This window comes from Prevotella pallens ATCC 700821 (assembly GCF_000220255.1).
Classification (GTDB): domain Bacteria; phylum Bacteroidota; class Bacteroidia; order Bacteroidales; family Bacteroidaceae; genus Prevotella; species Prevotella pallens.
Window position 1 is genome coordinate 697,939 of record NZ_GL982513.1, and the last position, 13,209, is coordinate 711,147.

A 13,209-nucleotide genomic window follows, 5' to 3' on the forward strand; every position below is an offset into this window, starting at 1 on the left:
CTATAGATATATGCAGAATTGGTTGTGTATTATAAAAGTAGATATCTGTTACGAAAAATATAGTGTTTCTCAGTTTCTTTTATAATGCGATTTACAATAATGAACTGTATGCGAGAAAAGCATCTCCCCCACAGAGAGATGCTTATGCGATGCGCCTTTTTAAAAGGCTACTTTTTGGTTGGGTATATGTTTTATTTTGTATTAACTACTTTCACAGACTTTGTTGTTCCGTCTGTATATCTAACGGTTTTAATGGTTAAGCCTCTACCAATTTTAGACAATTTGCGACCAGAAAGGTCAAAATAAGTTTCGTTTACAACGTCTTTGTTCGTATCTGGTGCTACTGATTTAACACCTGCAGGGTCGTTTGTTCCTACGGTGAGTGCATCACCACAGAAGAAGAGTCTATTGTCGCTCCAATAGCCTGCAAGAATCTTAATTTTGGCATTCCCTGCTTCGTCTTTCTGAACCATTGTGTCATCGAGTTTAATAGTATAACCGTCAATAATGTATTTAATATCACCATCTACGGGTGTAAACTTTCCGTCAATCAATTCCATATAACCTACTTGCAATCCATATTCGCCATCGTCAGCCTTTCCGTATATTAAAAATTGCCCAGAAGGGATAGTTATGGTGTTTCCTTCTTTTGTGCCTTTTATCCATGCGTTGAGCTTATCACCCTTAAGACATGTTGCATACGACAAGGCATATTTTATGTAAACTGTTTTACCATCAGCATCTGTAACAACAACTAAATCGCCTACGCCTTCTTTATTTTCTGCTAATTGCGCAAGGTCGTAAGTAGTGATTTCAGCTTGTTGCGTCTCTTTGTTCTTCCTAATAGCAAGCATATAGCCACTAATGCGTTTGTAGTTTACGGCAGTACCTGCTGGTTGTTCTTTAATGATAGTTGGAGCACTTTGTGCTTGGGTTTGAATACTAAAGATTGCTGCGAGAGCAAAGAATAATAGTTTTCTCATAATTTTAAAATGTTTAAGTAATACGATATATGTGGGCTTCTCCCACGAACTAAAAAATTTATTGACAAATAGATATAAATGAAAGTGTATATGCTTACTTTTCTACATTTGCAAAATTAAACAAAGTTTTAGGTTATAACAAATTTTTATACTTCAATTTTGATTTGTTTAACATATTCTTAACCAGTAAATAATGTAATAAATTTCTTAACAAAGACCATTAGTTGTGAAATGACGGTAAATGTTCTGAACTTGATATAAGTGCACCGAAAATAGGTTCAATAGGAAATGAATAGAACATTTGTAAACTGTGTTTGCAGGTATTTGCAAATGGAATAACTTTCTCTGATATTTAGAAAAAACAGCCAAATGTTAGTAGCTTTTGTTTTAGATATCTGTCACGTTCGTCTCAGATATCTGTCACGTTCGTCTTAGATATCTGTCAGTTGCGTTTTAGACGTCATAGCAAATTAGAACCTTTATGAGGTTATGTTATAATGGCTGAAAGTTGTTTTTTTAGATGAAGATGAGGTAAACTTTCATTCTGCAATGTTTCAATTTTAGTGCTATTATAGGCGTGTGCACAATAATATGTTGCCAAATAGTTTGTTATATATTGTGGCATATAATAACGGATATTATTACATTCGCTCACTTTTTTAAAGATATTCTACATCTTCTATATTGAGCCAAGATATAGCGTGTCAAACTTTTATCAATAATATCTTGTTTTTTTTATTTTATTTAATATTTTATTACTATCTTTGCACCCGCAATTAGGTTCGCATTAGCGATTAATAGAGAATCAGGTGAGAAACCTGAACAGTCCAGCTGCTGTAAGTCGTCGTTGTAGACACAAACAGATACCACTGGGTAGATACTATCTGGGAAGGTGTTTGTGATCAGACGATAAGTCAGAAGACCTGCCATTGCGATACTTCTATAAAGCTTCTGTGGGTTAGGTTGAGAAGTAGAAAACAATATATTATTATAACACACCAATTATTTCGGCTCAGAGCATACGCTATAGAGTGTTTGTAAAAAAGCTGAAAAGCATATCTGTATGCTATGTATGCTATAGTGTGCAGAATGTAAATGATTATAGCTAAACAGGTAAAAGAGATTTTTAATTAATTATATAGTATTTATGAACACAAAATTACTATTAGTGTCGGTATTTATGGCACTGTCGGCAGTATCTACGCCCACAATGGCACAGAGCACGCCTACAGAGATTAATATATCGGACACTAAACAAACAATTACTGTTGGCGACAATAGTATTAAGTTCTATGACGAGGGAGGACCTACAGGGCAAACTACTCCTCGGACTGGTACAGTGAAACGTGTTAGCGAAATTACGTTTGTACCAGCTGATAATGCGAAGAAAGTAATGGTGAACTTCACTAAGATGGACATTTTTAAGTCTACATTAGCCGAAGTGAATAGTCAGTTTGTAAAGGTATATAGCGGAAAAGAAGCTAAACCAGCAAACTTGCTAAAAACTTTCACGCAGAAAGAAACAGGCATTGTAAGGTCTACAGCCTATGATGGTGCACTCACTATCGTCTTCGAGAACGATTATACAATGAAGAGAGATGGTTGGGAAGCCATCGTTTCACAGTTCACACCACAACAAATGAAGGTGAATGGCTTCGATGTAAAGCAGTTCACTGACGGTACTGTGTGTGCAGGCGATAAGGGACAGCAGATACTTAGTTTTAACATTAAAGCTATAGAAACTCTAAATCCGCTTACAACCACTAGCTTTAAGTTTAAAACCAATGGTACGCAGGCACAAATATCCCACGCCACACTCTATTCAACAAAAGCATCAGACAAGTTTACTTCAACAACGAAGATAGGCGATGTAGATGTGAATAACGATGAATTCGAAATTACCACACAAGCAACTACACTCTTTGAAGGCGACAACTGGTTCTGGCTAACTTACGATATAAATGCAACAGCAGAAGAAGGACAAAAGATAGATGCAGCCCTTGTGAGTGCCACTCTTAGCGATGGCACACACGCAGTTGCTAATGGCGATCCAAATGGAGATAGAACTGTAAAGAACATTGTAGAGTTTGTAGCAGGCAACAATACACGAACAGTAAACAACAAACTTACTTTTAAAACTAAAAATTCGAGCGCTTATAGCAAACGCTACGAAGGTTCAACAGACGAACGTACTATGACATTCTTACCAATTCATACGGGTAAGAAAATACAGATAGACTTCTCTCGTTTCGATATTATGTATTCAAGTAGTACAACTTTGGGTGTTCGTGCCGAATTTGCAGTTTATAGCGGACACGATAAGACTGGAACACTACTTTGGAAACTCGATAGTCATGAGGCGGCATCAGTAGGTCCTAAGAAGATTCTACGTTCAACGGCTACCGATGGTGCTTTGACAGTAGTTTTTAATCCTAAAACCTATACATCTTCTTACACAGGCGATGGCTTCGAAGCAGAAGTAACCGAATACGAAAGTAAACCACTAGCGTTCAAAGAGGCTGTTGTAAATCAACTTTCAACCGATGTTGCTGCAGCTGGTGCTAAAGATTTAGATATTATCAGCTTTAATGTTAAAGCAGAAGGAGATCAAGGCGAACTAAAACTACACGGTATAACACTAAACCTTAAAGATTCAAAGACTGCAATAAACAAGGTAACAGTGTTGAGCACAGGCGATAATGAAGCTGCAACAAACTCCGCGAAGGTAGTTGCAACCGTTACCGATTTAGGTACAAATAATACACTCGACATTCAGTTTACTGAACCACTTGCACTTGTAGAAGGAAACAATTGGTTGCGTGTACGCTACGATACAAAAGAAGATGCTGAAGCTGATACAAAACTCGATGCAGCACTTACTACACTCGACTTCGGTGCAGCAAAGCAAAATATTACTGATGGAGATCCTACAGGCGAACGTGTTATAAAGAACATTGTTGTGTTCCACAATGGTGAGAATGCTACAAAGGTTATCGCAAATGGTAGTTCGTTAATGTTCTACGATGATGGCGGCGCTAATGGAAAAGAAACAAAAGATTTTGATGGAACAATAACATTTGCTCCTGCAAGTCCAGGCTATGGTATTAAGCTCGTAGCTAAACAATGGGACGTAGCCGGTCGTAATAAAATGTATATATATTATGGTGGTGAGAAGAAAGATAAAGCAGACCTTGAGTTTAGTCGTTATGATAAGTTACAACAAGTTACTACAAAATCTACAGACGGTAAACTCACTATTCGTTATACCACAACTTATGCAAGCGATGGCTTTGCAATAGAAGTTAGCAGCGTTAAACTCTCTGAACTTGCCGTAGCTTCTGTTAAGACAGAAAGCGTTGCAACAGAAAAAAGCCTGAAAGGTACTACCGATTTCGCTATGATGCGTGTAGACGTAGAAGCAACAGGCGACTATGGTACTGTAGATATTAAGAAGTTTAATGTAACAGCAACAGATGGTACTATTGTTAAGAATGTAAAGGTGTATGCAACCGGACAAGTAGATGCTTTCTCACCAGTTAATCTCTTCGGACAAACTACAACAAGTCCTTACGAAGTTACTGGAAATTACACAATCGGAGATCGTGGTATATACCATTTCTGGATTGCTTACGATCTTGCTACTACTGCAAACACAGGCGATAAAGCTTCGGCAGAACTTACTTCAATTGTAACCAATGTTAAAACAGAAACTCCAGTATCTGCAGTTACTGCCACTACTACGATTAAGGCTGGTAAGAACGGAACATTGGAAGTTGGTATAGATAAGGAATATAAGACCATACAGGCTGCTATTGATGCATTGCACGATGGTATTGACGGTCCTGTAACTATCAGTATTCAGCCAGGCGATTACAAAGAAAATGTACTTGTACCTGCAATTGCTGGTATGTCGGCAAATAATACATTAACCATTACTTCGTCTACTGGTAAGTACTCTGATGTTAAGATTCACAACGACAAGTATGATGCGAATGGTTACTCTGATGATAAGATGGCAAAAGAGATAGGTGTATTTACTTTTGATGGTGCAACCTATACTACTCTGCGTGGTGTTGATGTTACAATAGATGGAAATGTAAAATACCCATCAGTTGTTCACGTTCGTAACCAGAGCCGACATGTAACTGTGGAAGATTGCTACATTCATGCTAAAATGACTACTGACTATCAAAGCAAGATAGTGCTTGTTAATATGTATGCACTTAACGAAGCTAATAAGAACAACGACTACTTCACATTGAAGGGCTCTATTCTGGAAGGTGGACAGCAAGGTATTAACTTAGGTGGTACTAGCTATGTAGCGTTACCAAAGGAAGTAGGTGGAAAGGTTCTTAACAACACATTTAAGAATAATGGTAGCTTCGCTATCTATGTTAGTAAAGAAGATAACGCCGAGATTATTGGTAACACTATTATCAATACAGAAAGCGATAAAGCCGAATTTAAAGCTATCGATATAACTTCTAATGGACAAGTTAAGATAGAACAGAACAATATATACTTAAAGACTAAAAAGTATTCTGGTGCTATTGATATTCGTTCTATTGTGGCTGATGCGACAACGCCTGCAACTGTTGTTAATAACTCTATCATAAACGAGACAAGCAACAACAGGTCGTATGGTATTATGCTCGATAGTAGAGAACCATCATCGAACATTAATTTCGCACACAATACCATTTTATTCCGTGGTACAGCTAAAGAAGCTACATTGTTGCAACTACCAACCAATGCAACTAATGTTGTGGTTACTCAGAATATTCTTCAGAACGAGGCTGGTGGTTATGTCTATTCTATCAATGGAAAAGATGCTATTGATGCTATTAAGTTCTTAAGAAACGATGCCTATACAACTGGTGAAGTATTTGCCACATACGGTACAACTAAATATGCAAACTTTAACAATTGGAAGACTGCTTCTAAAGAAGCAAACAGCTACAACGATAAGGTTGAATTCTTAAATACTGAAGTGTTAGAACCAAAAGAAGTAGGACATTTGGTAAACACAGTGTTGCTTGACTATGCTAAGACTGATATCAACAACAAGCAACGCAACGCTGACCACCCAACAATGGGTGCCTACGAGTTCTCTTCTGAAGTTCTAATACCTAAATCGGTAGCTGGTTATCCTGAAGTTGTGAACATTACCGACAACTCTGCCGATGTGAAAATAAAGGCAGACGAAAATGGTAAGGCTTATATTCTTGTAAAGAAACAAACCGAAGAGGCTCCTTCTGTAGACGATGTTAAGAGCAATGGTACTGCTATCTCTGTAAGCAAAGACACCGAAACTGTGCATGCGCTTACTAACTTAACAAAGGACGAGACTTATGTGGTATACATTGTTTACGAAGGTACGCGTGGTGGCGATAGTAAGGTTGAAGCTACACAACCATTCACAGTTACAAAACCAACACCTATACCAGAACCTGTAGTTACTACAGAGAATATAACTGTAGAAGCAGGACAACCTGCAAACTTGAAAGCTACAGTTACCAGTGGAACCGAACCTTACACCATAACATGGTATAATGGTAAACGTCAGAAGGTAGAAACCAACGTTGTTCCTACTCAGTGCGACCAATACACTGTAGAGGTGGTAGACAAGAATGGTAAGACTGCAAAGGCTGTTTGTGATGTAATTGTAAAGGGCAAGGCTGTAACAGCAACGCTCGAGAACCTTTACTTAGACAGCGAAAGCTATTGGAACGGCAGCAAGGGTTGTGGCTATTTCTTAAGTGGTTCGTATAAATTCCATAACACGGTATACCCAGACTACAATACCTACATGGATTGTATGTATTCTAACCAAACTGCAACAACATTTGTTGGTTTACAAGACCAATGGCGCAATGTAGTTGGTAAAGGTTACGATAACTCTGAAAACTATGGTGTTGTATATCCGCAGCCAGGTACTATTGATGTTCTGAATAAAGAAAATGGCGATAGTATTCGCGGTTTCTATATTACAAATACACCTTATGCGTATAGTTCTATAAAGAATGGAGATTCTATGTCTGGTGCCTTCCAGAAGGGCGATTACTTTAAACTTATTGTGATAGGTAAGAGAGCCGATGGTACAGAGAAACAGGTAGAATACTATCTTGCCGACTATCGTGCAGAGAAAGAAGCCGACCGCTACATTGTGGATACATGGCAGTGGGTAGATCTTAGCTCGTTGGGCGAAGTGAAATCGGTATCGTTCCAGATGGAAGGAACAAAGAAAAACAATTATGGACTAACCACACCTACTTACTTTGCTTTCGACAACTTTAATGGTATACGCAACGAAAAGATGGGTACTGCTATTGCAGCACAGAACCAACCCGTAGACGTTTCTGCTAACTTTACACCTGATGGTAGCAATGCCACCATTAAGTATGCTGTTGTAGAACTCGTACCAAGCACCACTAAGGCGCAAGTTACTATAGACGAAGCTACAGGTAAGCTTACCATTAAGGGCGAAACTAACGAAAGCTTCTCTGTTGTTGTAAGTATGACACAAGCAGGAAAAACACAGTATGTAAACATTCCTGTAACTTACACTTCTGGCATTAGTACACTTGCCGAAGACAACAGCAATGCAACTGTTAGTGTTCAGAATGGCGAAATTGTAGTGAATGGTGCAGCCGATAACTACAGTGTAGAAGTATACTCAACATCGGGTATGTTGGTAGGTAAGGCAGAAGGAACAGCAAACAATGCAGTTCGTATGCCAAGCACCGTCAAAGGTTTATATATAGTTAAGGTTATTGCTGGCAACAAGAAAACAACGAAAAGTATTCTTGTGAAGTAAAGCACAACACTGCTATACAAATATTATTTGGGCTGGATTCCGTACATAGGAGTCCAGCCCATTTTAGTTTACGACGAAGTGTGTTCAACACCCATTATAAACCATAGATAATTACAATTAGTCCGTTAGCTACTCAGCAAATTTTTGTTTTTATTATAGAACAAATTGATAAACTTTATAACGAAGGCATAGCAGGCTAAAGTAAGTTAGAAAAGCAATTAAGAAGACTGCCAAGAGGGTGAGAACTGAAGAAAATAATAATATAAGCAATATATAAATTGTATTATGCTCTAATGAACAACTTAGCTTAATTCTATCAAGATTAAACATTCATTAAGCAACTTTCTTTGCCAATATTACATCTTTTTTGTTGCGTGTAATGTGTTGTTGTTTTCTTCTAAATACGAGCATAAAGTTTCAGATATCTGTCGTGTTCGTTTCAGATATCTCTCACGTTCGTTTCAGATATCTGTCGTGCGTGTTTTAGATATCTGTCGCACTCGTTTTAGATATCTGTTTTTATTCCCCCTGTAAACTAATACATTTTCTTTCTACGAAAGGGCTGTGCATACTTGTTTAATCTTCGATAATTTATTAAGAACTTAGTATGTCTTATGGTATTGTTGCGCATATTGCAACTCTTTATAACGCAATAGTAGTGAGCTACACACAACTATAAAAGCTATAAAGAAGGCTGGTAAGAAAACATTATAAAATATTTCAAGCTAAATATCCCTAATCTAAAACATACATATAATAGGCAATAGCTAAGACACGAGCATAAAAAAGCCCCGTTTTATAGGACGAGGTAACCTGATGTTCTCACAACGGAATTATCCTTATTGTGAATGCTTTAAAAATTAGTACTGCAAAGATAAGGGTTTATATTTGCTTGAAATAAATGTTTTGACAATGGATATATTTTGTGTAATACTTTTCTTTTTAATATCGCTTGTGCTGATGCCGTTCTTTACACATGGTGAACCATGGATTGTAAAGTTGTTCTATTTAGCACTATGTGTATGCTTTACGCCAATAATAGGTATACCAATATACAGGCATTTCGCTAAATAGAAAAAATCATGTCCTTTAGTCTATAACTGTATGTTATACTATATTGGAGCATAATAGATATTTGATGGCTAGAATAAGCAGCCTACCAAAGGTCTATTACTAAAGCCTGTGAGGTATCAGTCTGTCGAATGTCATTACATCTAATTGTTATATTCCAACCAGATATAAACAGAAGGGCGACTCTACATATTTTTGGTAGAGCCGCCACAAGGTTTTCATACTATTAGTATTCTATTTTATTAGAACTTTCTTGCCATTGTGAATATAGATGCCTGACTGAGTTGGCTTCGTTATGCGCTGACCAGAAATTGTGTAATAGTAAGTATTTGGATTGGCTGTATGCTTACTTACTATGTTTTCTATGTTTGTTGTAACTACATTTACTTTGTGCTTTGTGTCTGTCTTTTCGCTCGATATATTAATAAAGGTGGTTGTCTTTATGTTTTCTATATCTACTGTTTGTGGCGTACCAGTACCAACACTGAACACAAAGTTTACGGCATCGTTAGAGGTTGTTATAAGAAACTCTTTTGTTAGCCACTTTTTACCGTCTACTGTTTCTATAGTTGTTACGGCATCGCCTGGCCACGTTCCTTTCACTGTTGTGTGTGTGCCACCCCATATCCAAAAGTTTATAGATGGGTGGACATTTGTGGTTTGTGCACTTGCCCACGCTGTGCCTGCATTGTCGGCATTCACATATACCTTTATATTATAAGGTTTAAAGTCTATGATGTTATAGTTGCGCGTAATTATATTCTTCACCGTTCCATCTACAAGTAAGCCTACTTTCAGAACGGTTATACCTACCGGAATTGTTAGTTGCTGCCCATTGGTTGCTTTTTTGCTATTTGCTGTTGGTTCGGTGCCATCGGTGGTGTACACAATTTGTGCATTAGCATTGTTGCTTATTTTGGTTAGTGTTACGTTTTGTTCGCCATCGTAAGTACCGCTTGCTAAATTAGCCCATACAATGTTTGCTTTATTCTTTTCTACGTAGTATGCCCAATGGTATCCTCCTGTTAGCTTCTCCCACCTATTTGTGTTTGTGAAACTCTTGGCAGGACCAACTACGGTTAGCATTGCACCGTTTGTACCTGTGGTGGTAAATGCATAAAAGTCGGTTCCGTTGCTGTATTTCACTGCCTTGCTTTCGTTGTTAATGCCTATGAGCTTGCGTACGCTAATCATATTCTTAATATCGTTTTTATATGTTTTATAGTGCTTTAGGAATATGCATGGCGTACCAGGCATTGCAAGAATGTAGGCATTTGCTGCTAATGTATCTTTCTTGATAGGGTCTTGATGATTATTGCCACCACGGTCTTCGGTGTCATGGTTTTCTACAAAAGTTATAGCATAGCGTGCGTAGTTGGCTTCTTTTGCCAGACCCACACCGTCGAGTGCAGCCCAATTGCCATTGTTTACGGCATCGCGAACTGTATAACGCAATGGAAAGTCGAAAGCAGCACTGGTTGGAACGCCATCTATTTTGGTGCTTTCTATCCATGCTTTCACTTTGTTTATATCTCCGTCCCAATATTCGCCCACCGAAAACTCTGGCTGCGAAGCCTTATTGTATAGTGCTGTGAACTTACCAGCATAGCCTTTTACCATATCGTATCGGAAACCGGCATAGCCAAATTTGTCTTTCAGCATTTGCAGATAGGCTTTCACAGTGTTTTGTACGTTTATGCTATTATGGTCAAGATCGCGCATGCCGTCCCAATCTTCGCCTGAGTCTAAGTTGGAACTAAGTTGCACTCCCTCTTTCTGTGCTTCTGTTAATGCTTTTCCACCATCGTCGTTTTTGGCAACATCTTCCGATGTCATTGTGTACGTAACGTTGTTGTAGGTTTCAGTTGGAAAGTCGAACCAACCTGCAGTGGTTGCTCTATGGTTTATCACCACATCGGCTATAGTATTTATGCCGTTGGCTTTAAATGTACCAATAAGGCTTAATAGTTCTGCCTCGTTGCCAAAGGAACTATTATAGTTGCTAAACCAATAGTAGTCGTCATATCCCATAGATGGCGTGTTACGTGCTTGTGCACTTTGTGGTAGCCATACAAGATTGAAGTATGCGGCAAGGTCTTTTGCTTGTGTTTCAAGGTTTGTCCATTTCGAATCTTGATACGAATCCCAATAGAAGCCTTGCAGCATTACGCCTCCATAGTTGGCTTTCCAGCCTTGTGCAAACATTGTTGCTGCTATGCAGAGAAGTGAAAACAGAGTAGATATTCGTTTCATAATGATGATTTTGATTTGTTTTAGTTCTAACTGTTTGTATGTTTGCAAATGTACTGACTTATTTTGAGTTGTGTTTCAACTTGACATAGAATAAGTATTAATATTGTTGCAAACGTTTGCAAAAGCCTTGTTTGCTTGTTGCTTCTTGAATAGATATATATTGGTGGAATGATAATTAGGAACTGTTGCAACGACAGACAAAAACGTCTCTTGTGGTAGTATTTGTATGTAAGCCAGGCTATTTGGTACGGTGAATTAGGTATGCGTACATAATAGTAAAAATATTGTTGTTAATGTGTTATAGTAGAGAACTATAAATGCTGAAACTTGATGTGATATATGATATGTAAATTACAGATGTCTAAAGCGCAACTGACAGATATCTGAGACGAACGTTACAGATATCTGAAACGATCGTTACAGATATCTAAAACGATCGTTACAGATATCTAAAACAAAAGCAACTATAATCACAGATTTTTTATATACATAAGCAATGTTTTTTTCTGGCTTCTATTAAACAATGGGCAGAACAAATAATCTTCCCACCTATATTCTACTGATGCTCTATGAATAGTATATTTTCTTAAGAAACATAAAAACCACATAGAATTCATATATACTATAAAGTGTCTATAGTATGTAAGAACTCTATGTGGTCTATACGTTCTACAAATTTTTATTTACACAAACTAAGCCCTTTGTTTGTCTTTAATAATAGATACAGATAGCGCACCAGCAACGAGCGCACCGCCAGCAACAATCATCATATCGCTTTGGTTAGAGCCTACAAGTTGTAATATAACTCCACCCAAAGCAGCAGCAATAATTTGTGGTATACAGATGGTTCCATTAAATAAGCCAAGATAAGCACCCATGTGTCCATAGCCTTCCAGTGCATTGGTTACAAAGGTGAACGGCATTGAAAGTATGGCAGCCCAGGCACAACCAATAAGAACGAATGGAATAAACATAATATATTGGTCGTGGACAAACGAAGTCATAACAAATCCCACACCACCTAAGAAGAGAGAGAAACCGTATGCAAACTTGCGATTTTTAAACATAGGCAACACCACTGCCCAAAGTACGGAGCCTATTGCTTGTATGGCAAACAATATTCCTACCCAATCGCCAGCTTGCTGATATTTTAATGTTGCCGAAGCATTGCTTGCACTCATGTCTACTCCGAAACAGTTAGCAGCAACCGTTCCTGTTGTATAAGTCCACATAAATAAGAATGCAAACCAAGAGAAAAATTGCACTAATCCAACCGTCCAGAATGTAGAAGGCGCATTTTTCAGCAGATGAATCCAATTGCTTTTCGTTTCATTCTCTTCTGTTTTTAAGTTGTGATATTCTGCGTATTCTTTTGGTGGCATCTCCTTAACCTTTAAAGTGGTATAGAGCACACATAGTATAAGAATAGCTGCACCAACATAGAACGAATAAATTACAGAGTCTGGCACAACACCCTTAGGTGCTTTAATAGATATACCAATGGCACTAAACAAATATGGAAAAACATAACCAACCAGCGAACCAGCGTTGCAAAGAAAACTTTGTATGGAGTAAGCCAATCCCTTTTGTTTTTCATTAACCTCGTCGCCCACAAGCATTTTAAATGGTTGCATCGCCATATTAATGCTTGTATCTAAAAACATAAGCGATATTAAACCGAATATCATAGCCGTTGATACAGCCATACCAAACGAACCAGCATTAGGCAGCAGGCACATAACAAGAACTGCAATAAAGGCACCTATAAATAAATAAGGTATGCGACGACCAAAGCGAGTCCAAGTTTTGTCAGATAAAGTCCCTACAATCGGTTGCACAAGAATACCCATCAGTGGAGGCAAAATCCAGAAATAGCTTAAGCTATGTGGGTCGGCACCTAATGTAGCAAATATACGCGAAATGTTAGCACTCTGTAAAGAGTAGGCTATTTGAACACCAAAAAAACCAAAACTAAGATTCCATAGTTGCCAGAAACTTTTGTTTGGACGAGTCTTTAATTCATTATTCATAGTTTAAAGTGTGTTAGTTGCTATTTGTTGATAGTTGATTTATATATTTAAATTA

General features: G+C 37.8%; 4 protein-coding genes and 1 riboswitch. Of the genes, 1 reads left to right on the top strand and 3 read right to left on the bottom strand.

Annotated features, from left to right (window positions below):
* Positions 1-191: 191 nt before the first annotated feature.
* A complete protein-coding gene (locus tag HMPREF9144_RS02670; protein ID WP_006044303.1) occupies positions 192-983 on the bottom strand; it encodes a hypothetical protein in 792 nt (263 codons plus the stop codon).
* 759 nt (positions 984-1,742) lie between these two features.
* Positions 1,743-1,928, top strand: a riboswitch (cobalamin riboswitch).
* Positions 1,929-2,130: 202 nt separating this feature from the next.
* Between HMPREF9144_RS02670 and HMPREF9144_RS02675 the strand changes: the two genes are divergently transcribed.
* A complete protein-coding gene (locus HMPREF9144_RS02675) occupies positions 2,131-7,800 on the top strand; it encodes a DUF4465 domain-containing protein (RefSeq protein WP_006044305.1) in 5,670 nt (1,889 codons plus the stop codon).
* A 1,305-nt stretch (positions 7,801-9,105) separates the two neighbouring features.
* On the opposite strand, the gene HMPREF9144_RS02680 is transcribed toward HMPREF9144_RS02675, so the two are convergent.
* Together HMPREF9144_RS02680 and HMPREF9144_RS02685 are read right to left on the bottom strand one after the other, a co-directional pair.
* Positions 9,106-11,124 carry an alpha-amylase family glycosyl hydrolase gene (locus tag HMPREF9144_RS02680; RefSeq protein WP_040595370.1) on the bottom strand — a complete coding sequence of 673 codons (2,019 nt, stop codon included), beginning with the start codon at positions 11,122-11,124 and terminating at the stop codon, positions 9,106-9,108.
* Between the two features lie 692 nt (positions 11,125-11,816).
* Positions 11,817-13,154 carry an SLC45 family MFS transporter gene (locus HMPREF9144_RS02685; protein ID WP_006044310.1) on the bottom strand — a complete coding sequence of 446 codons (1,338 nt, stop codon included), beginning with the start codon at positions 13,152-13,154 and terminating at the stop codon, positions 11,817-11,819.
* Positions 13,155-13,209 lie beyond the last annotated feature (55 nt).

Excerpts from the sequence above, each read along its gene's own strand:
- HMPREF9144_RS02670 (WP_006044303.1), bottom strand. The coding sequence starts at position 983 with ATGAGAAAACTATTATTCTTTGCTCTCGCAGCAATCTTTAGTATTCAA.
- HMPREF9144_RS02675 (WP_006044305.1), top strand. The coding sequence starts at position 2,131 with ATGAACACAAAATTACTATTAGTGTCGGTATTTATGGCACTGTCGGCA.
- HMPREF9144_RS02680 (WP_040595370.1), bottom strand. The coding sequence starts at position 11,124 with ATGAAACGAATATCTACTCTGTTTTCACTTCTCTGCATAGCAGCAACA.
- HMPREF9144_RS02685 (WP_006044310.1), bottom strand. The coding sequence starts at position 13,154 with ATGAATAATGAATTAAAGACTCGTCCAAACAAAAGTTTCTGGCAACTA.